The sequence below is a fragment of the Streptomyces sp. SYP-A7185 genome (assembly GCF_046103685.1).
GTDB lineage: Bacteria > Actinomycetota > Actinomycetes > Streptomycetales > Streptomycetaceae > Streptomyces.
The window spans coordinates 1759689-1779191 of the sequence record NZ_CP122310.1; the positions used below are offsets into that span (position 1 = coordinate 1759689).

Below are 19503 nucleotides of genomic sequence, written 5' to 3' on the forward strand. Positions count from 1 at the left end.
CGCCCACGGGTCCGGGACAGCCCGTCCCCCTGTCCCGCGCCCCTCACCCCCGGAAGCCGGGCGAGAGCCCGAGCCGCCCCTCCAGCTGCCCCAGCAAGTCCCCCAGCAGTGAGCTGAGTTGCGCCTGCCCGGCCTCGTCGAGACCCGCGAGGACCACGGTCTCGTAGGCGAGCTGGTCGGGCAGGAGCGAGTCGACCAGATCACGGCCCGCGTCGGTCAGGCCGACGTGCGAGACGCGGCGGTCGCGGGTGTCGGCGCGCCGGTCGACCAGGGCACGCTCCTGGAGCTGCTTGAGACGCTTGGTGACGGCGGCGCCCGAGGAGAAGGTCTCGCGGGCCAGTTCGCCGGGGGTCAGCTCATGGCCGGTGCGGCGCAGCGCGCCCAGGAGGTCGAACTCGGGGCGGGTCAGGCCGACACGGCGCAGCGGGGCGTCCTCGGCCTGTTGCAGGAGGGCCGCACAGCGGTTGATGCGGCCGATGACCTCCATCGGGCCGGTGTCGATGTCGGGCCGCACCGCCTGCCACTGCCGCACGACGGCGGCGACGGTGTCGCGGGGCGCGGACGTCCCGCCGCCCGCCGCCTCCTCGGCACCGCCCGCGTCACCGTCTCCGGCACGGGTCACGGCTTTCGCCGCCGTGTCCCGTTCGCTCCCGTTGCTCATGCGCCCCTGTCCTCGCCCTTCCGCTCGGCCCGGCTCGTCACACCCGTACGCGCTCGCCGTGCTCCATGCCGCGTACCGTCGCCGCGAGCGTACGGTGTCCTGCCTGCTCGGCGGCCATCACCCGCTGTTCCGGCAGGGCGCGCTGCCACCATTCGCCCGCCGCCGCGTCATGGGCGGCGCGCAGGTCGACCAGGGCCGCGGTCAGGCCGCGTCGCACCGGGCGCAGGGTGCCCGGGGTGGGGAGCGGGGCGGCCAGAGCCTGCTCGGCGCGGGCGCGGGCCCGGTCCGCGGCGTCGATGGCCAGCTCGATGTGGTCGGCGGCCCGCCGGTTGGTGACGGCGATGGCCGCGACGACGCCGAGCAGCGCGCCGACCAGCGTGTCCACCACCCGGTCGAGGATCAGCTCTCCGGGCTGCTGGAACCGCGCGAACTCGGTGACCAGAAGCGCCATCGGCGTGACGCAGACACTGCCGAGCCAGTAGTTGCGGCCGATGAGCGCCTCGGCCCCGAAGGCCAGCGCCAGACAGCAGAGGATCAGCGCGGCGTGGTTGAGGTGGGCCAGCGGGGCGATCGCGGCGAAGGCGAGCACTCCGACGAGGTTGCCGACCACGCGCTGCACTCCCCTGCTCCAGGTGAGCGTGACGTTCGCCTGGTAGAGCGACGCCGCCGTGACGAGCGCCCAGTAGGGGCGGCCGACGCCGAGGGCCAGTGACGCGTACCCGGCGAGCGCGCAGCCGATGGCCGTGCGCAGCGCGATGGGCAGCAGCGGCGAGCCGGGGCCCAGACGCCGCCACAGGGAGTGGCGCGCCGACGCTGCGGCCGACGCGGCTTCCGCTTCCGCTCCCATGAGTTCGTCGTCCGCGTCGGGCCCCGCGTCGCCGGGGCGCGGCACGGCGCCCGTGCCGCGCAGCCCGGCCGCCCAGGAGCGCAGCTGGGCGGGGTCCGCTGCCGAAGGCGCCGCCAGGGTCTCCTCGGCGCGGATGACCAGGCGCTCCAGGGCGCGGCGGGCCGCCGTGCGGGCACCGGAGGCGAGCAGGGACTGCCAGGCGGCGTGGACGGCGGCTGCCGCGGCGGGGCGGGCCCGCTCACGGCCGGGGCCCGTGGCTTCGGCGTACGCGGCCGCCGCGCGCAGGGCCCGTGCGGTGGCCCGGCGCTCGGGGCCGTGCGGGCGCACCAGGGCGGGCGCCATGCCGACCAGCCAGGCCACCGCGCCCGCGCCGAGCGTCAGGGCGAGGTGGCCGGGGACCTGCCCGATGGCCTGCGGCGCGAACAGCGTGGCGGAGCTGATGAACGTGAAGATGAGGTGGCCGGGCGGGCCGATGCGGGTGGCGTCGCAGAGCGTCTTCTGCGCGGCGGCGAGCAGCGCCCCGACGGTGACGAGCACGACCGCCGACGTGGTGAGCGAGGCGGCGACCATCGCGATGCCGACGCTCGCCAGCATGCCGGCGACCACTCCCGCGAGGGCGCGGGCCCGCGCGGCGTACGGCAGGTTGTGGGTGTAGAGGGCGCAGAAGGATCCGGCCATCGTGTACATGACGAGATCGAGGCGGCCGAGCGCGAGGAGCGTCAGGTTCGGTATCGCGGTGGCGACGACCACGCTCGACGCGGGCTTGAACCAGATGTCGGACGGCTTGCCCGGGCGCAGCACACCGGCGAGCGGAAGTCGGCGGACACGGGGACGGGCGGCGGGACCGGTCGGGGCGGACGAGTCGGCCGGGGCGGAGGAACCGGTCGGGGCGGACGTGCCGGTCGGGGGTGGGGGTGCGCTGCTCATACCAAGAAGGTTAGCAAGTGTTTTACTCGAAAACGATTTACGCTCCCGCCGCCACCCGCCCCCTCCGGACCGCCGTCCGCTCCCTCCGCGCTCCCCGCGTACACCCATGCGCTCGCGTACGACGCCCCGTGCGAGGGCATCGACCCGACGACGCCGTCGATCGGGGAGGTGCGCGGTGCACGGACCGGCGCAGGCCGGCTGGCTGCTCGTCGCGCTGTGCGCGGCGACCGGGTCCTACTGCCTGCTGCGGATGCGCAGCAGGGTCGAGGCGCAGCGCCGCACGGCCGGCTCGGAGGCCCTCATGGGGTTCGGGATGGCCCTGATGGCCCTGCCCGCGGCCGTCCTCGCCCCGCCGCGGTGGGCCTGGCTCGCGTACGCGGCCGTGTTCGGCGCGGCGGCGCTCCGCGCGCTCTGGGCGGCCCGCAGCGACCGGCACCACCTGCATCACCTGGTCGGCGCCTGCGCCATGGTCTACATGGCGGTGGCCATGGCCGCGACGCCCGCCGCGCACGCGGGCCACGGCGGCGGGGGCGGGGGCGCTCCGCTCCTCACCGGTTTCCTCCTGCTGTACTTCGCCGGGTACGTGCTGGTGTCGGGCGCCCGCCTGCTGCCCGTGTCGACGGTCGCGGCGGCGGACGGGGGCGGTGGCCGCGGCGTGGCGGTCATGGGCTGGGCCGACCGCACGGAGCTGGCGATGGTGTGCCGTCTCTCCATGGGGATCGCCATGATCGCGATGCTGCTGACGCTGTAGGGCCGGTGACGGAACGGGGCGAGGTGGCCGCCGGGGCTCCGGATGGCGGCCACGGGCCCCGGACCACGGGCCGTAAGGGGCGATATCCCGCGCTCAGCCGTGTCGTGCGTCACTTGAGGCGATAGGCCATACCCTCCGACAGCGCCGCACTCATAGTCTGGACGCATGTTGCTCCCCGTCGCACTGTTGCTGCTGGGCGCCCTCACCGCCGTCGTCGCCCCGCGCCTCCTGGCACGCGCCGACTGGCCGGAGCGCGAACCGGTGGTCGCGCTGTGGGCGTGGCAGTGCGTCGTGGCGGGTGTGCTCATGTGCTGCGTCCTGTCGATGACCGTGAGCGCCGCCGCCGCGTGGCAGGCCGTGCGCGGTCATGTCTTCGCCCCCGCGCCGCACGGTGTGGTCGAGGCGTACGGCCTCGGAGCCGGTGGTTCCTGGGCGCCCGCGACCGCCGTGGTGCTCGCCCTGGGCGGCGTGTGGACCGCCGCGATGCTGACCCGGGAGATCGTCCGGGCCCGGGCCAGGCGCCGCAAGGGGCGTGCCGAACTGCGCCTGCGGGCGCCGCTGTTGCCCGGCGAGGAGCCCGGCGCGGACCGTCTCGTCGTCCTGGAGGGCGAGCGCCCCGACGCCTGGTGGCTGCCGGGGTCCGCTCCCCAACTGGTCATCACCACGGCCGCGTTGCGCCGCTTGAAGGGCCGTCAGCTGGATGCGGTGCTCGCCCATGAGCAGGGGCACGCGCAGGCACGGCACGACTGGCTCCTGCACTGCTCGGGCGCGCTGGCCACGGGGTTCCCGCAGGTGCCGGTGTTCGCCGCGTTCCGGGACGAGATGCACCGCCTGGTCGAGCTGGCCGCGGACGACGTGGCGTCGCGGCGCTTCGGCCGGCTGACGATCGCCCTCGCCCTGGTCGAGCTCAACGAAGACCGGGGCGTGTTCGGCCCCTGCCCCACCCCGCAGGCCCACGTGCCGCAGCGGGTGCACCGGTTGCTGGCCGCGCGGCCCCGGCTCACCGCGGGGCGGCGGCTGCGTCTGACGGCCGCGGCGGCGCTGGTGCCGGTGGTGCCGCTCCTGGTGACGTTCGTGCCGGGGCTGCGCGCGCTGGGGTAGCGTCCCGCTCCGCGGGCCGTGGCATCCGGCTCTCGCCCCGCCCCGGCGCGCCCCGGAATGTTTTCGACACCGCTTGTCGGCGAGGATCTGTTCATGCACTCCGCCGCACCCATCGACTCGCCGCCCGGTACGCCCCGTCCGCGCAGACCCCGCGCCCCGCTCGTCGCCGCGTTCCTGTGCGTCCCCTCGCTCCTGCTGATCGTCCTGGTCGAGCTGGAGTGGGGGCCCCTGGGCACCGTCGACGGCGACATCGCGCGCACCACGCACCGCTGGGCCGTCGCGCACGACGGTCTGACCCAGGCCAGCCGCATCCTGACGGACTGGGTGTGGGATCCCTGGACGATGCGCGCGCTGATCGCCGTGGCCGTGGTCTGGCTCCTGGCCCGCGGGGCGCGCTGGCTGGCCCTGTGGCTGGCGGTCACCTGCCTGGTGGGCACGCTGCTTCAGCAGGGCCTCAAGGCCGCGGTCGACAAGCCGCGCCCGACGTGGCCGGACCCGGTGGACTCCGCACACTTCGCGGCGTTCCCCTCGGGCCACGCGCTGACGGCGACCGTGGTCTGCGGACTGCTCCTGTGGCTGCTGCGGGTGTACGACGTCGGTCCCGCGGTGTGGCGCACGGGCGTGACGATCGCCGCGGTCTCGGTCGTCGGCGTCGGCGTGACCCGCATCTGGAACGGCGTCCACTGGCCGTCGGACGTCCTGGGCGGCTGGCTCCTCGGCGCCCTGACGGTCGCCGTGGCCGTCGCCACGTACGCCTACCGCCCGGGTGCCCGGTCGACGGAGACCCTCTGAGCCCTCGCGAGCCGCTCCCGGCACGCAGGCAGCGAGCCCCTCGACCTACGCCCGTCGGCCACCCACCCGCGCATCCCCGGCCACCTGGCCCGCCCGCGGCCGAGCCCTCTTGACCCGTGCTCCGGCGGTCCCGGAGGATTCCGGCATGACGATCAAGGGTGCGCTCTTCGACTTCTCCGGGACCCTGTTCCGCGTCGAGTCGACCGGGTCCTGGCTGCGGGCGGTGCTCGCGGAGGCCGGGCTTCCGCTGCCCGCGGACGAGTTCGAGCGGCTGGCGGCCGGACTTGAGCGGGCCGGTGCGCTGCCGGGCGGTGCGCGGCCCGACGCCGTCCCCGGGCACCTCGCCGAGGTCTGGGCCCAGCGCGACCGCAGCGCCGCACAGCACCGGGCCGCGTTCACGGGGATGTCGCGCGAGGTCGCGCTGCCCGATCCGCTCCTGCACGACGCCCTGTACGAGCGCCACATGCGGCCCGAGGCCTGGCTGCCCTACGCCGACGCCGCCGAGGTGCTCACCGGACTGCGGGAGCGGGGCGTCCGCGTCGCGGTGGTCAGCAACATCGGCTGGGATCTGCGCCCCGTCTTCCGCGCCCACGGCCTGGACCCGTACGTCGACGCGTACACCCTGTCGTACGAGCACGAGATCCAGAAGCCGGACCCGCGTCTGTTCGCTCGTGCCTGCGAGGCGCTCGGCGTCGACCCGGCGGACACGCTGATGGTCGGCGACGACCGGCACGCGGACAGCGGCGCCGGCGCGCTCGGCTGCGCCGTGCACTTCGTGGACCATCTGCCCGTGGACCGGCGGCCGGACGGCCTGCGCCCGGTCCTCGGTCTCGTCGACGGGGGCTGAGGCCGGATGTCAGGCGTCGCCGGGCGTCGCGCAGGGGCCCGCGTGGTCGCAGTACGGCTGGTTCCCGCTCGCGCCGCAGCCGCACAGCATCACGCGCGTCTCCCGCACCGCCGCGCCGTCCGCCGCCGTGATCCGCAGGTCGCCGCGGATCACCAGGGTGCCGCCGGCCGTCCGTCCGACGGTGGTGGGGGCGGTCGCCTCCTCCGACCCGCCCTCGGCCCTCTCGTACTGCAACGCCCCGGACGGGCAGCGGCGCACCACCTCGGCGATCTCGTCCGCGGACGAGGCGTCGGGGGAGATCCAGGGGCGGCGCCCGGTGTCGAAGACCTGCGGCAGCCCGCGCACGCACTCCGCGGCGTGCAGGCACCGCCGCCCGTCGAAGGTGACGGTGATGTCCCGGCCCGTGTACGGCTTGCCCCGCTCGGCGCCCATGGGGTCAGGACGCGGACGGCGGACGGCTTGCGGGGCAGCCGGACGGCGGACGGAACGCGGGGCCGCTCATGAGCGGTAGCCCTCGACCTCCGCGGCGGGACGCACCCGCGCGTCGTCCGGATTCTCGCCGAACTCCGCCTTCGCGCGCCGCTGGCGCAGCAGGTCCCAGCACTGGTCCAGTTCGCGTTCGAGCGCCGCGAGCCGCGCGCGCTCCGTCGCCTCGTCGATCGCTCCCGATGCCAGGGAGTCCCGCAGGGTCCGCTCGTCGTCGACCATCGACGAGATCCGGGACAGAATCTGCTCTTGATCCATGTCGGTACGCCTCCTCGGCCCCCCGGCCCACTGTAAGGAGGGTTCGGCCGATCGGCACCTGTGAGCAGGCAACACTCCCCCGCGGTGTTGCCTGCCCCAGGTCACACCGGACCGTCAGACGACCGCCAAGGGTCTTGGCCCGAGCCACGCTGAGTATACTGGCTCTCAGCCAGTCAACGCAGGAGTTACAGGATGTCCCCGCGTAGCGCATCGGTCAATGAAGAGTTGCGAAGGCGTTCTCGGGAACGGCTCCTCCAGGCGACGGTCGACCTCGTCAGCGAGCGGGGCTACGAGGCGACGACCCTCGGCGACATCGCCGACCGCGCGGGCTCGGCCCGCGGCCTGGTGTCGTACTACTTCCCGGGCAAGCGCCAGCTCCTGCAGTCCGCCGTGCACCGCCTGATGCACCGCACGCTCGAGGAAGCACTGGAACGCGAGCCGTGCACCACGGACGGGCAGGAGCGCCTGGCCCGTGCCATCGACGCGATCCTGGGCCTGGCCAGGGACCAGCCGCTCCTGATGCGCACGCACATGGCCGGGATCCTCCAGGCGGACGGCTTCGTGCGCTGCCCGGAGCAGCAGCATCTCGCGGAACTGCTCCGCGACACCGTCGTACGCCATGGGTCGGCCGACGTGGACACCGACTATCCGCTGCTGCGGGCCCTGCTGATGGGCGCGGTCTTCGCGGTACTGCTGCCGGGGGCGCCGATGCCGCAGGGCGCCTTGCGGGCCGAGCTGTTCCAGCGGTACGGCCTCGCGTGGGAGCTCGGGGTCCCGCCGGACGACGAGCCGCCCGGCGGGACCCATGCGCGGGCCGACGAGCAGGGCGCGCAGGAGACGCGCCCCGCTCGGGGGGTCACACGGGGGTCCGCTCAGTCGAAGTAATCCGGCTGGGTCTGGACGTTGAGCTCACGGACGCGGACCCGCTCGGCGGGATCCGTCCGCTTGTCGTCGATCTTCAGGACGTCGAAGCCCTTGGCGATGTCGTTCGAGTAGACGTAACCGTTGTAGTAGTACGCCGACCACGAGCCGCCCACCTGGATGGCGTCGGTGGACAGGGGGCCTCGCTCGAAGTAGCCGATCTCCTTGGGCTTCGAGGAGTTGGTGAAGTCCCAGACGGAGACGCCGCCCTGGTACCACGCCTGGACCATCAGGTCCTTGCCCTTGACCGGGATGAGCGAGCCGTTGTGGGCCACGCAGTTCTCGGTCGCGGCCTGGTGGCGCGGGATCTTGTAGTAGCTCTTGAAGACGAGCTTGCGGTGGTCGCCCTTGCCGGTGACGTCGTAGATGCCGTTGGCGCCGCGCTCCGGGCCGGTGGCCTCGTCGCAGGTGGCGCCGCCACCGCCGCCGAGCTCATCGGTGAAGACGACCTTGTTCGCCTTCTGGTTGAAGGTCGCCGAGTGCCAGAACGCGAAGTTCTTGTTGTCCTGGACCTGGTCGATGACCTTGGGCTTCTCGGGGTCCTTGATGGAGAAGAGGATGCCGTCGCCCATGCAGGCGCCGGCCGCGAGGTCCTTGGAGGGAAGGACGGTGATGTCGTGGCAGCCGGTGGTCTTGGAGACGCCCGGGTTGGTGGGACCGCCCGGGTTGCCGCCGCCGTCGGGGCCCTCGCCCGGGAAGAGCACGGGGAAGTCGACGACCGCCGCCTTCTGCGGGGCCTTGCGCGGCACCTTGATGACGGAGATGCCGTCGTGCGGCGGCTGGCAGTCCGGGAACGTGGCGCTCGGGGAGTACGAGGAGACGTACACGTAGACGTTCTTCTTCTCCGGCACCAGCGTGTGCGTGTGCGAGCCGCAGGCGGTCTCGACGGCGGAGACGTACCGCGGGTTCGACTTGTCGCTGATGTCGAAGACCTTCATGCCCTCCCACGAGGACTTCTCGGTCGCGGGCTGCGTGGTGCTGCTGCAGGAGTTGTCGCTGCGCGAGGAGTCGGTGGAGAGGAAGAGCAGGTTGCCCGAGACGGAGATGTCGTTCTGCGAGCCGGGGCACAGGACCTGGGACACGGTCCGCGGCTTCTTCGGGTTGCTGATGTCGTAGATGCGGAAGCCGTCGTAGTTGCCCGCGAAGGCGTACTTCCCCTGGAAGGCGAGGTCGGTGTTGAACCCCGGCAGCGCGTCCTTGGGGATATTGGCGAGGTGCTTGATGTTGCCCGAGTGCACGATCTCGTCGGGCGCGGGTATCTCGCCGTTCTTGACGGCCGCCCTGGCATCGGCGGCGTCACTCTTCGACACACTCTTGGGCGCGGCGGGCGAGTCGCCCGGGTCGGGCGTCGCTCCGGCGGGCGCCGCGCTGAACAGCGCGGCGATCAGACCGAGCGCGGCCGCGCCGACACCGAAGCGTCTGCGCCGTGTTCGGGAATTGTTCAACAGGGTCACTGCGTCCTCCCTTGTCGCCGTTCGTAGTTGAACGGACCACGGACACCCCGCAGTATCGTGCTCCTCATGCACAGATCAACAGATGGCAACGCATCTGTAATGAAAGTTTTTGATCACCAGGGCACGCAAGCGTGCTAGGACGGTCCCCAACTCCCCCGCGCGCCACAGGAGGCAGCCGTGCACCACCGTCGTACGCCCGCCGTCGCCGTATTCGTCACGGCCGCCGTTCTGGCGCTCGGCGCCTGCGATTCCGGCGGTTCCGACTCCGGTTCGGAACCGGCGAAGAAGGCCGCGCCCGGCCCTTCGGTGATCGCTCCGGGCAAACCGGGCGAGACGGCCGCCACCATGTCCGCCGAGGACGCGGCCAAGAAGAGGGCCGACGACGACTCGCCCAACTCGGCGGACTTCACCTACACCCAGATGATGATCACGCACCACGGCCAGGCCCTGACGATGACCGAACTGGCGCCCAAGCGCGCCGAGTCCACCCAGGTCAAGCGGCTGGCCGACCGCATCGCCGCCGCGCAGCGCCCCGAGATCGGCGCCATGAAGGGCTGGTTGAAGAACCACGGCGGCGCGAAGAAGCAGCGGGGCCACGACCACGGGACGATGCCGGGCATGGCCACCGAGGGGCAGCTGAAGCAGTTGCGCGCGGCGAAGGGCAAGACGTTCGACGAGCTCTTCCTGAAGCTGATGATCACGCACCACAACGGCGCGGTCACGATGGCGACCGACGTGCTCTCCGACGGCAACAACATCCAGGTCGAGGAGATGGCCAACGACGTGATCGCCCAGCAGACGGTGGAGATCACGCGGATGCGCAAGATGTGAGGCGGAACGCGGGGAGCCTCAGCCGCCGCTCCGCGCGGCGGCGTCCCGCTCGTCGTGCGGCGCGCGGTCGCGGCGCGGCAGCAGCAGCGGGGTGGCCAGGATGAGCACCCCGGCGATCCCGATCGCGGCGCGCGGCCCCGTGACGGCGGCCAGCAGGCCCCACAGAGCGGTCATGGCCGCGATGGAGAGCTTGCTGGTGACCGACCACGCGGACAGAGTGCGGGCCACGCGGTCCGCCGGGGTGTGGTCGAGCCGGTAGGTGGCGAACACCGGGTTGAACACGCCCGAGCAGGCGATCAGACCGAACTCGACGACCACGACGAGCACGAGCCCGGCGAGCCCGGGGCCGACGAAGGCGAGGCCGAGCAGCCAGCACGCCCGCAGCGTCCCGGCGGTGAGCAGGACCCGGTGCCGCCCGAACCGCTCGACGAGCGGCCCGGAAAGCCGGGAGCCGATCAGGCCGCCGACGCAGGGCAGGGCGAAGGCCAGACCGTACTGCCAGGGCGCGAAGCCGAGTTCGCCGACCATCAGGACGATCAGGAGCGGCGACGTCGCCATGATCAGGCCGTTGTTCAGCAAAGTGTTGAAGAACAGCGGGCGCAGCACCGGGCCCGCCAGGATGTACCGCCACCCGTCGAGCAGATCACCGGCCCGGAAGCGGGCCGGCTGTCCGGTGCGCACGGGGTGCGGCTCCGTGCCGCCGATCGCGCGGACCCCCAGGGCCGAGAGCAGATAGCTCACCGCGTCGGCCACCACCGTCATCACCGGCCCGAACAGACCGAGCGCGGCTCCGCCCAGCGGCGGCCCGAGCATCAGGGCGGTCCAACTCGTCGACTCCAGGCGGCCGTTCGCGACGAGCAGGTCCTCCTTCCGTACGAGTGCCTTGAGGTACGCCCCGCTCGCCGCGCCGAAGGCGATGTCGGCCGCCCCGACGACGACCGCCACGAGCAGGAGCTGGCCGAAGCCGAGCAGGCCGAGCGCGTACGCGGCGGGGACGCTGAGCAGCGCCACGCACCGCACCAGGTCCATCGCGATCATCACCGGTCGTTTGCGGCGGAACTCCACCCACGGCCCGAGCGGCACCGCCACCACCGCGCCCACCGCGAAGCCCGCCGCCGCGAGGACCGACACCTCCGTCGGTCCGGCGTCCAGGGCCAGGATCGCGATCAGGGGGAACGCGTCGAACGCGAGGCGCGTGCCGAAGGTGCTGACCGCGTAGGCCGCCCACAGCCATCCGAACCGCCGCCCGAGGGACCGCCTGGCCGCCACCTCCATGCCCCGTGTCACCCATCGCCTCGCGCTCGAACGGACCCGCCCTGACCGGCCTGACCTGGCCGGCCTCGACCCGACCTGACCTCACCTGACCTGACCTGACCTGACCTGCGGCATCCAATCCGGCGGCGGGTCCGCGGGTCAAACAACCGCATCGCGTGGACGGCCACAACCATCGGTTGTGCTCCTAGGATGGCGGGCGTGGATCTTCATGCCGTGCGCACCTTCGTCGCCGTCGCGGACGCCGGACAGTTCCAGGCGGCCGCCGCCGCGCTCGCGGTGACCCAGCAGGCCGTCTCCAAGCGCGTCGCCGCGCTGGAGAAGGAGCTCGGGGTGCGGCTGTTCACGCGGGGCGCGCGCGGGGCCCGGCTCACGGTCGACGGGCAGGCACTGCTGCCCCACGCCCGCGCGCTGCTGCGGGCCGAGGAGCGGGCGGCGGCGTCGGTGCGGCCCGGCCGCCGGGCGCTGCGGGTCGACGTGATCGGGCGGCGGCTGGCGCCCGCGGGGCTCCTGAGCGGCTTCCGGCGGGCGCATCCGGGCACCGAGCTGGACGTCGTGACGCTCTTCGACGCCGACGCGGCCCTCACCGCCGTCCGGGCGGGCACGGTCGACGCGTCCTTCCGCGCCCTCACGCTGCCCGAGCGGCAGCTGCCCGAGGGGATCGAGGCGGTGCGGGTGTTCGACGAGCGCGTACAGCTCCTGACCGGGCCCGGCCACGCCCTCGCGGACGCCGCCGCGGTGACCCCGGCGCAGCTCGTGGGGCAGCGGATCTGGATGCCGGGCCTCGTCGCCGGCACCGAGTGGGCGGCCTACTACGAGGCGCTCGCCGCCGCGTTCGGGCTCACCATCGAGGCCACGGGACCCGATTTCGGCACCGAGCCGCTGCTCGACACGCTCGCCGGACCCTCGGCCCTTGCGACCTTCGTCGGCGAGTGGACCCGCCTCATCTGGCCCGCCGAGGACGATCTGCGCCGCATCCCGGTGCACGGCCCCACGCCGGTCTACCCGCACTCGCTGATCTGGCACCGGGACAACCGGCACCCCGCGCTCGCCGCCCTGCGCGACCACCTCGCCGCCGCGCGCCCCGGCCACGGCGAAGCCGAGACGTGGACGCCGGCCTGGGCGTGGTGAGCGACGCGGCGGCCAGGGGTCGTGGCGTCGGCTAGCGGCGGTTGTGGCGTGCGGGCAGCGCGCCCGCGTCCCGGGCGGACGCGATGAGCTTGAGGGACCTGCGGCGGCTGCGGCCGGTGGCCTGCATCACCGCGAGGACGGGGTCGCGCCCCTCGGCCTGCGCCGCGCGGTACTCCTCGGCCACCATCAGCCGCCCCTCACGCCCGCGCGGCCACGCGGGACGGGCGCGTCGGGCGGGGAGCGGGTCTTGCGGAGGAGACAGCAGCTGCGAGCGTGCGGTCGCGGAGGGCTCCTCGTGGCGGATCGGCTCGGCGGCTCCCGGGAAGTCCGGGTCGGGGAAGCCCAGGGCAGGGAAGTCCGGGGCGGAGAAGGCGCCGTCCGGATGCGGCGGCCGTGCGTGCAGGCCCTCCAGTGTGATCCGCCCTTCCGACACCACGGCCCGCGCGTCGATGGCGGCTCCGTCGCCGAAGGTCAGCCGTACGTGGAAGGAGGGAGAGGCGGGAGAAGAAGGAGAGGCGGGGGAAGCAGGAGAAGCGGGGAAAGCGGGCGAGCCAGCAGCATTCGGTCGATAGTGATCAGAAACGCCAAGAAAGGGGCTCTCAAGCACAATCAAAAGGTAGCCGTGCGATCGCATTAGGTCACGAACGGCACGCAGGGCCCGCGCGGCGCCCGGCCCTGGAGCGGGGCGCCCGGATCAACGCGCCCCTGACGGCGTCTCCCCCTTCCCGCACCGGGGTGCCATGCTGAAGCCATCCCCCGAGCCCGCCTCGCGGAAGGAGCACCGCCGTGCTGCAGGTCGCCGTCGTCGGATCGGGCCCGAGCGGGGTCTACACCGCGCAGTCACTCGTCCAGCAGGATCAGGTGCCGGGGGTGCGCGTCGACGTCATCGACCGGCTGCCCTGCCCGTACGGCCTGGTCCGTTACGGTGTCGCGCCGGACCACGAGAAGATCAAGTCCCTCCAGAGCACCCTGCGCACGGTCCTCGAACACGACCGCGTCCGCTTCCTCGGCGGCATCGAGATCGGCCCCGGCGGCTTCCCCGCCGCGCGGCTGCTCGACCTCTACCACGCGGTGGTCTACTGCGTGGGCGCGGCGGCCGACCGCAAGCTGGGCGTACCGGGCGAGGATCTGCCGGGCAGCCATTCGGCCACGGAGTTCGTGTCCTGGTACAGCGCGCACCCGGACGCCACGGCCGACGGATTCATCGGCGGCGTGGAGTCCGCCGTGGTCATCGGCGTCGGGAACGTCGCGGTGGACGTCGCCCGGATGCTGGCCCGCGGGGTGGCGGAGCTGCGGCCCACCGACATGCCGCAGGCGGCCCTCGGCGTCCTGGCCGGCAGCCGGGTGCGGGAGGTCCACATGGTGGGGCGGCGCGGCCCGTCCCAGGCGCGCTTCACCACCAAGGAGCTGCGTGAGCTCGGTTCGCTGCCGGACACCGAAGTGCTCGTGGATCCGGAGGAGTTGGCGCTCGATCCCGGGTACGCCGACCCCTCCGGGCTGCCCGCGGCGGGGCGGCGCAACGTCGAGGTGATGCGCGGCTGGGCCGAACGGCCGACGCGCCATCTGCCGCGCGCCATCCGGCTGCGCTTCTTCCTGCGGCCGGTGGCGGTGACGGAGGCGGCCGGGCGCGTGGGCGGGGTCCGGTTCGAGCGGACGCTGCCGGACGGCCTCGGCGGGGTGACGGGTTCCGGGCGGTACGAGGACATCGCGGGGCAGTTGGTCCTGCGCTCGGTCGGCTATCGCGGGGTGCCGATCGACGGGCTGCCGTTCGACCCCGGGACGGGCACGGTGCCGCACGGGGCGGGACGGGTGCTGCGGGAGGGCACCGCGTCGCCGGGCGAGTACGTGGCGGGGTGGATCAAGCGGGGGCCGACGGGCGTCATCGGCACCAACCGCCCGTGCGCCAAGGAGACGGTGCTCTCCCTCCTGGAGGACGCTCCCGCCCTCGTACGCAAAGGGGTGCCCGAGGATCCGCTGCCCGCACTGCGCGACGCCGGGCTGCGTCCCGTCGAGTGGCGGGGCTGGCAGGCGATCGAGCGCGCGGAGGCGGAGCTCGGCGGGTCGCTGGGGCGCGGGCCCGTGAAGATCCCGGACTGGCCGGGACTGCTGGCGGCGGCGCGTGGCACCGAGCGCTGAACACCGACCCCTCAGCACTGCTTAACTTTCAGCACTCAGGACTCAGGACTCAGCACTCAGGACGCAGCACTCGGAGGCGACTTCCTAGGCGCCCGTGCGTTCCGACTGGGTTTTCGCCGCCGCCAGGACGCTGTCCAGGAGGCCCGGGAAGAGGGTGTCCAGGTCGGTGCGGCGCAGGCCGTTCAGCTTGGCCGTGCCCCGGTAGATCTGCTGGATGACGCCGCTCTCGCGCAGCACCCTGAAGTGGTGGGTGCTCGTGGACTTCGTGACGGGCAGGTCGATCTGCGAACAGGAGAGGCCGTCGAGTCCGGGCTCGCACTCGGCCAACTGCCGCACGACCCGCAGGCGCATCGGATCCGAGAGCGCGTGGAGCACGCCTTCGAGACGGATGTCCGCACATGCCGGATGGTCGAGCGCACGGCTGCTGATCGGTGCGGCGGTCGTCATGACGGCTCCACTTCTTCGGGGCTTCACGTCTGGATCTTCGCGTGGGCGTCTGCACGCCGGGGCTTGGTGTCTTCAGGTCGTCTCTAAGGCTCCATAGTACGAGAGTCGTCGTAGTTTGACATCTGCCGTACTACGAGGTCTATCGTACGAGCCGTACCGACGTCCGTGACGAATGGAGTCCGCCGTGAGCGCGCTGTTCGAGCCCTACACCCTGCGATCGCTGACCGTCCCCAACCGTGTGTGGATGGCGCCGATGTGCCAGTACTCGGCCGAGGTGTCCGGGCCGAACGCGGGCGTGGCGGGCGACTGGCACTTCGCCCACTACGGGGCACGCGCCACCGGCGGCACGGGCCTGATCCTCGTCGAGGCGACGGCCGTGAGCCCCGAGGGCCGCATCAGCCCCGCGGACCTCGGGATATGGAACGACACCCAGGTCGAGGCGCTGCGCCGCATCACGGGCTTCCTGAAGACGCAGGGCACCACCCCGGGCATCCAGATCGCCCACGCGGGCCGCAAGGCCTCCACCGACCGCCCCTGGAAGGGCGGCGGACCCGTGGGCCAGGACGAGAACGGCTGGCAGCCGGTCGCGCCCAGCGCGCTCCCCTTCGACGAGGGCCACCACCTGCCGCACGAACTCACCACGGAGGAGATCCGCGACGTCGTCGGCCAGTTCGCCGACGCGGCCCGGCGCGCGCTGGACGCCGGCTTCCAGGTGGTCGAGATCCACGGTGCCCACGGCTATCTCATCGGCGAGTTCCTCTCGCCGTTCTCCAACCACCGCACGGACGAGTACGGCGGCTCCTTCGAGAACCGCACGCGGCTCGCCCTTGAAGTCGTCGACGCCGTGCGCGCCGTGTGGCCCGAGGAACTGCCCCTGTTCTTCCGGATCTCCGCCACCGACTGGCTGACCGAGAACCCCGAGGACGAGCGCGAGGGCTGGACGGCTGACGACACGGTCCGGCTCGCCGAGGTACTGCATGCCCACGGCGTGGACCTCCTGGACGTCTCCAGCGGCGGCAACGCCCCGCGGGCGCGCATCAAGGCCGGGCCCGGCTACCAGGTCCCGTTCGCCGCGCGGGTGAAGGCGGAGACCTCGCTCCCCGTGGCGGCCGTCGGCATGATCACCGATCCGGAGCAGGCCGAGAAGATCCTCGCCAACGACGAGGCCGACGCCGTGCTCCTGGGCCGCGAGCTGCTGCGCAACCCCTCCTGGGCCCGGCACGCCGCGAACGAACTCGGCGGAGACGTCGCCACGCCCCAGCAGTACCACCGGATGGTCTGAGCACGGCCGTTCGGGGCGGCACACCCTTGGCCAAGGGTCGGGGACTGGGGTCATCCCTAGGTGACTCCCCGAAGCGGGGCGCGGACCGGGGTTCGTACGGTGACTCCGTCGCGATGTGTCACGGTTCGGGGCCTGTACCGGCCCTCGGGAGGGCGTTGTGCGCTACGTCATCGAAGTGTTCCGCTCCCCCGGGGGCGTGCACGGCAATGTGGTGGACGCGGGCTGCGAGGAGGGGGACTCGGGCCACTGCACGCCGTTTCACGGCTGGCTCGAACTGCTCTCGCTGCTCGAACCCCCGCCGGACGTCGCGTCCACGGAGCCGGGGGAACGCGCCCCCGCGGCGGGGGACGACTCTCGTGACGCCTGAGGCCACCGCGTGTGAACCGGCTCCTCGGGAGTGCGGAATCCGCTTGTACCGAGAACGGTTTCGGCATCATTGTGGACGTTCAGGGCCATGCGCCCGGCACGGGTCACCGTCACAGTCCTGGCGCCCGTACCGGGTGCCGACATGTGGGGGCGGTGATGACGTCCGGCGACATTCTGAACGGCCATGCCCACGCACCGGCGCCCCATGAGGCGTTCTCCGGTCGTACGGGTGAACTCGCGGCGCTCCAGGAGGAGTTCCGCCGCGTACGCGACGGGACGCCGCGCCTCGTCCTGATCGACGGGCCGGGCGGCATCGGCAAGTCGGCGCTGGTCCGCAGGTTCCTGGACACGGCGGGCGACGCCTGTGTGCTCCAGGCCAGCGGCGAGGAGAACGAGAGCGCGCTGCCCTGCGGGGTGCTCGCCCAGTTCGTCGGGCAGAGCCCGATCCCGCTGCCGGACTGCCTGGGCTCCCTGGTGCGGACACCCCGCTCGGCGCCCGGCACCCTGGCGCCGCTCGCGGCGGGCTTCGGACTGCTCGACCTGCTGAGCGAGTTGCAGGACAAGGGCCCCGTCATCCTGGTGCTCGACGACGCCCACTGGGCCGACTCCGCGTCCCTGAACGCCCTGACGTTCGCGCTGCGGCGGCTGCGCTTCGACAAGGTCCTCGCGATCGTGACCACGCGGGACCCCCAGGCCCCCCAGCTGCCGGAAGGCATCCGCAGGCTGCTCGCCGACGTCCGCACCCGGCGCATCCCGCTGCACGGACTCACCCCGGAGGAACTGGGCTCCCTCAGCGCGCAGATGGGCAGTGACCGGCTGCCGCACTCCGCGTCCGTACGGCTGCGGGACCACACGCACGGCAATCCGCTGCACGCCCGCGCCCTCCTGGACCAGGTGCCCGCGCACGTCCTGCGGGACGTCACCACACCGCTGCCCGCCCCCCGCTCGTACGCCATGCTGGTGCTCGCCAACCTCGCGGAGTGCGGTCCCCAGGCGCAGCGCCTCGTGCAGGCGGTCAGCGTGCTCGGGCTGTCCAGCCCGCTGAGCACCGCCGCCTCGCTCGCCCGTGTCACCGCGCCGCTGCCCGCACTCGAACGGGCCGTCAAAGCAGGCCTGTTGAAGGAGACTCACCCGGGCGCCGCGCCCGAGATCACCTTCCCGCACCCCCTCGTCCACGCCGCGGTCTACCAGGACATCGGGCCCGCGCACCGGGCCGATCTGCACACCCGGGCCGCCGCCCTGGTCGAGGACGACTACGCGAGCCTGCGCCACCGCGTGCTCGCCGCCACGGGCCCGGACGAGCATCTCGCCGCCGCCCTCGCCGCCTGCGCACGGCGCGAGGCGGCCACCGGGCAGTGGGCGGTGGCCGGCACCCACCTGCGGCACGCCTCACGCGTGGCGACGACCGACCTGGAGCGCGACCGGCTCGCCGTCGAAGCGGTCGAGGCGCTGCTGCTCGACGGCCGGGTGCACGAGTCCGCCGAACTCGCGGCGGGCATCCCGGCCGGCGCGGACCAGGCCCTCCGGGGCTATGTCCGCGGCTATGTGGCGCGCGTCCAGGGCCGGATGGAGCAGGCGCAGACGCTGCTCCTCGACGCCTGGAACCAGTGCGACCACGAGAGCGACCCCTCGCTGGCCGCGCGGGCCGCCGAGCAGCTGAGCTACGCCGCGGTGATGCGGGGGCGTTCGTCCGACGCCGCGCAGTGGGCGGAGCGCGCCCAGCGGCTCTCCACCGTCCAGGGCCCGAGCCGGATGCTGCGCTTCAACCACCTCCTCGCGCTGGGCCTCAGCGGGTTCGCCAAGAAGGGCATCGAACTCGCCGGGGACCTGCCCGACCCGCTGCTCGTGCCACCCGCCAACATCGATCTGCTCCTGGCGCGCGGCCAGCTGCGCCTGTGGTCGGACGACCTGCCGGGCGCACGCGCCGATCTGCTCGGCGCGGTGGCCAACTGCCGCAGGGGCACGGTGCCGTTGCGGCTGCTCTCGGCCTCCGCGCTGGCCCAGACCCTGCACCGGCTCGGCGACTGGGACGAGGCACTGATCCACGCCGAGGCCTCCGCGTCGATCGCCGACGACACCGAGCAGTCGTGGCTGAAGCCCGTCCTGCACGCCATCGCCAGCTGGATCCTCTCGGCACGCGGCGCCTGGGACCGCGCTTCGGTGCACCTGCGGCTCGCCCTGGACGCCCCGGGCTGCGAGGAGAGCGCCCTGGCCTACGCGTACGCGGCGTCGGCGCACGGGGCCTTCGCCGAGTCCCGCGCGGAGCCGGAACGGGTGGTCGAGGCGTTGCGGCCGCTCCTCGACTTCGCCACGCACGACGGGGTGAACGAACCGGGCGTGGTGTCCTGGCGCGAGATCCTGGTCGACGCGCTGATCCAGCTCGGCGAGTTCGACGAGGCGGAGGCGGTCCTGCTGCCCTACGAGGAGCGGGCGCAGGCGCGCGGGCAGCACGGGGCGCTGTCCGCCGCGGCCCGGGTGCGGGGCAACCTGCACGCGGCCCGCCGGGAGACGGACCGCGCCCAGGCGTCGTTCCTGCGCGCGCACGACCAGGCGGCGCAGCTGCCCTCCCCGTTCGGCCGCGCCCGCGTCCAGCTGGACCACGGGGCGTTCCTGCGCAGGATCGGCCGCCGCTCGGTCGCCGTGGCCCAGCTCCAGGCGGCGTACACGACCATGAGCGAACTGGACGCCGGGCCCTATCTCGCGCGCTGCGAGCGGGAGTTGGACGCCTGCGGGCGGGCGGCGCCGCCGCGGCCCGCGCACGACACGGTGGACTCCGAATCCGCCGCCGAGGGACTCACCCCGCAGGAGCTTGCCGTGGCGCGCCTGGCCTCGCAGGGCTTCACCAACCGGCAGATCGCCACGGCACTCGCCCTGAGCGTCAAGACCATCGAGTACCACTTGGGCCACACCTACACGAAGCTCGGCATCACCTCGCGCATCGGCCTGGTGCAGCACTTCGCACCCCAGGAACGCCGCACGTCCTCCTAGCCCGC

At 73.2% G+C, this 19503-nt stretch carries 19 protein-coding genes; 11 read left to right on the top strand and 8 right to left on the bottom strand.

Going from position 1 to position 19503, the window contains the following annotated elements:
- Positions 1-43: 43 nt before the first annotated feature.
- Positions 44-661 (bottom strand): MarR family winged helix-turn-helix transcriptional regulator, encoded by a 618-nt coding sequence (locus tag QBL25_RS07475; protein ID WP_409056219.1) that lies wholly within the window; start codon positions 659-661, stop codon positions 44-46.
- A 37-nt stretch (positions 662-698) separates the two neighbouring features.
- Positions 699-2435: an FUSC family protein gene (locus QBL25_RS07480; RefSeq protein ID WP_409056220.1), complete on the bottom strand. Its 1737-nt coding sequence runs from the start codon at positions 2433-2435 to the stop codon at positions 699-701.
- A 175-nt stretch (positions 2436-2610) separates the two neighbouring features.
- Here QBL25_RS07480 and QBL25_RS07485 point away from each other — a divergent pair, with 175 nt between their 5' ends.
- The 4 genes from QBL25_RS07485 to QBL25_RS07500 all read left to right on the top strand — a co-directional run bounded on the left by QBL25_RS07485 (position 2611) and on the right by QBL25_RS07500 (position 5926).
- Positions 2611-3186, top strand: coding sequence for a DUF5134 domain-containing protein (locus QBL25_RS07485; RefSeq protein ID WP_409056221.1), 576 nt, complete (start codon positions 2611-2613; stop codon positions 3184-3186).
- 165 nt (positions 3187-3351) lie between these two features.
- Complete coding sequence (locus tag QBL25_RS07490; protein ID WP_409056222.1) at positions 3352-4287, top strand: M56 family metallopeptidase; 936 nt, start codon at positions 3352-3354, stop codon at positions 4285-4287.
- 93 nt (positions 4288-4380) lie between these two features.
- Positions 4381-5079 (top strand): phosphatase PAP2 family protein, encoded by a 699-nt coding sequence (locus tag QBL25_RS07495; protein ID WP_409056223.1) that lies wholly within the window; start codon positions 4381-4383, stop codon positions 5077-5079.
- A gap of 145 nt (positions 5080-5224) precedes the next feature.
- Complete coding sequence (locus QBL25_RS07500) at positions 5225-5926, top strand: HAD family hydrolase (protein WP_409056224.1); 702 nt, start codon at positions 5225-5227, stop codon at positions 5924-5926.
- A gap of 9 nt (positions 5927-5935) precedes the next feature.
- Here the strand turns inward: QBL25_RS07500 and QBL25_RS07505 are convergent, their stop codons facing one another.
- Both QBL25_RS07505 and QBL25_RS07510 read right to left on the bottom strand, forming a co-directional pair.
- Complete coding sequence (locus QBL25_RS07505; RefSeq protein ID WP_409056225.1) at positions 5936-6358, bottom strand: (4Fe-4S)-binding protein; 423 nt, start codon at positions 6356-6358, stop codon at positions 5936-5938.
- Positions 6359-6424: 66 nt separating this feature from the next.
- Positions 6425-6670: a DUF2630 family protein gene (locus QBL25_RS07510; RefSeq protein ID WP_409056226.1), complete on the bottom strand. Its 246-nt coding sequence runs from the start codon at positions 6668-6670 to the stop codon at positions 6425-6427.
- Positions 6671-6862: 192 nt separating this feature from the next.
- On the opposite strand from QBL25_RS07510, the gene QBL25_RS07515 reads away from it, so the two are divergent.
- Positions 6863-7555, top strand: a complete 693-nt coding sequence (locus tag QBL25_RS07515) for a TetR/AcrR family transcriptional regulator (RefSeq protein ID WP_409056227.1) — start codon at positions 6863-6865, stop codon at positions 7553-7555.
- On the opposite strand, the gene QBL25_RS07520 is transcribed toward QBL25_RS07515, so the two are convergent.
- Positions 7543-9045 carry an LVIVD repeat-containing protein gene (locus QBL25_RS07520; RefSeq protein WP_409056228.1) on the bottom strand — a complete coding sequence of 501 codons (1503 nt, stop codon included), beginning with the start codon at positions 9043-9045 and terminating at the stop codon, positions 7543-7545. The two genes, QBL25_RS07515 and QBL25_RS07520, sit on opposite strands and share 13 nt — an antisense overlap.
- A gap of 177 nt (positions 9046-9222) precedes the next feature.
- Here QBL25_RS07520 and QBL25_RS07525 point away from each other — a divergent pair, with 177 nt between their 5' ends.
- Positions 9223-9876, top strand: coding sequence for a DUF305 domain-containing protein (locus QBL25_RS07525; protein ID WP_409056229.1), 654 nt, complete (start codon positions 9223-9225; stop codon positions 9874-9876).
- A gap of 18 nt (positions 9877-9894) precedes the next feature.
- Here the strand turns inward: QBL25_RS07525 and QBL25_RS07530 are convergent, their stop codons facing one another.
- On the bottom strand, positions 9895-11145 hold the full coding sequence (locus QBL25_RS07530) for an MFS transporter (RefSeq protein ID WP_409062575.1): 1251 nt from the start codon (positions 11143-11145) through the stop codon (positions 9895-9897).
- 204 nt (positions 11146-11349) lie between these two features.
- On the opposite strand from QBL25_RS07530, the gene QBL25_RS07535 reads away from it, so the two are divergent.
- Positions 11350-12279, top strand: a complete 930-nt coding sequence (locus QBL25_RS07535) for a LysR family transcriptional regulator (protein WP_409056230.1) — start codon at positions 11350-11352, stop codon at positions 12277-12279.
- 31 nt (positions 12280-12310) lie between these two features.
- Here QBL25_RS07535 and QBL25_RS07540 read toward each other — a convergent pair whose 3' ends face one another.
- Positions 12311-12913 carry a DUF6214 family protein gene (locus QBL25_RS07540; RefSeq protein ID WP_409056231.1) on the bottom strand — a complete coding sequence of 201 codons (603 nt, stop codon included), beginning with the start codon at positions 12911-12913 and terminating at the stop codon, positions 12311-12313.
- A gap of 152 nt (positions 12914-13065) precedes the next feature.
- Between QBL25_RS07540 and QBL25_RS07545 the strand changes: the two genes are divergently transcribed.
- A complete protein-coding gene (locus QBL25_RS07545) occupies positions 13066-14415 on the top strand; it encodes an FAD-dependent oxidoreductase (RefSeq protein WP_409056232.1) in 1350 nt (449 codons plus the stop codon).
- An 84-nt stretch (positions 14416-14499) separates the two neighbouring features.
- On the opposite strand, the gene QBL25_RS07550 is transcribed toward QBL25_RS07545, so the two are convergent.
- Positions 14500-14862, bottom strand: a complete 363-nt coding sequence (locus QBL25_RS07550; RefSeq protein ID WP_409056233.1) for an ArsR/SmtB family transcription factor — start codon at positions 14860-14862, stop codon at positions 14500-14502.
- A gap of 184 nt (positions 14863-15046) precedes the next feature.
- On the opposite strand from QBL25_RS07550, the gene QBL25_RS07555 reads away from it, so the two are divergent.
- From QBL25_RS07555 to QBL25_RS07565, 3 genes are all read left to right on the top strand, one after another.
- Positions 15047-16144: an NADH:flavin oxidoreductase/NADH oxidase gene (locus QBL25_RS07555; protein WP_409056234.1), complete on the top strand. Its 1098-nt coding sequence runs from the start codon at positions 15047-15049 to the stop codon at positions 16142-16144.
- Between the two features lie 157 nt (positions 16145-16301).
- Complete coding sequence (locus tag QBL25_RS07560) at positions 16302-16511, top strand: hypothetical protein (RefSeq protein ID WP_409056235.1); 210 nt, start codon at positions 16302-16304, stop codon at positions 16509-16511.
- A gap of 155 nt (positions 16512-16666) precedes the next feature.
- Positions 16667-19498, top strand: coding sequence for an AAA family ATPase (locus QBL25_RS07565; protein ID WP_409056236.1), 2832 nt, complete (start codon positions 16667-16669; stop codon positions 19496-19498).
- Positions 19499-19503: the final 5 nt, after the last annotated feature.

Excerpts from the sequence above, each read along its gene's own strand:
- QBL25_RS07475 (WP_409056219.1), bottom strand. The coding sequence starts at position 661 with ATGAGCAACGGGAGCGAACGGGACACGGCGGCGAAAGCCGTGACCCGT.
- QBL25_RS07480 (WP_409056220.1), bottom strand. The coding sequence starts at position 2,435 with ATGAGCAGCGCACCCCCACCCCCGACCGGCACGTCCGCCCCGACCGGT.
- QBL25_RS07490 (WP_409056222.1), top strand. The coding sequence starts at position 3,352 with ATGTTGCTCCCCGTCGCACTGTTGCTGCTGGGCGCCCTCACCGCCGTC.
- QBL25_RS07495 (WP_409056223.1), top strand. The coding sequence starts at position 4,381 with ATGCACTCCGCCGCACCCATCGACTCGCCGCCCGGTACGCCCCGTCCG.
- QBL25_RS07500 (WP_409056224.1), top strand. The coding sequence starts at position 5,225 with ATGACGATCAAGGGTGCGCTCTTCGACTTCTCCGGGACCCTGTTCCGC.
- QBL25_RS07505 (WP_409056225.1), bottom strand. The coding sequence starts at position 6,358 with ATGGGCGCCGAGCGGGGCAAGCCGTACACGGGCCGGGACATCACCGTC.
- QBL25_RS07510 (WP_409056226.1), bottom strand. The coding sequence starts at position 6,670 with ATGGATCAAGAGCAGATTCTGTCCCGGATCTCGTCGATGGTCGACGAC.
- QBL25_RS07515 (WP_409056227.1), top strand. The coding sequence starts at position 6,863 with ATGTCCCCGCGTAGCGCATCGGTCAATGAAGAGTTGCGAAGGCGTTCT.
- QBL25_RS07540 (WP_409056231.1), bottom strand. The coding sequence starts at position 12,913 with ATGCGATCGCACGGCTACCTTTTGATTGTGCTTGAGAGCCCCTTTCTT.
- QBL25_RS07550 (WP_409056233.1), bottom strand. The coding sequence starts at position 14,862 with ATGACGACCGCCGCACCGATCAGCAGCCGTGCGCTCGACCATCCGGCA.
- QBL25_RS07565 (WP_409056236.1), top strand. The coding sequence starts at position 16,667 with ATGACGTCCGGCGACATTCTGAACGGCCATGCCCACGCACCGGCGCCC.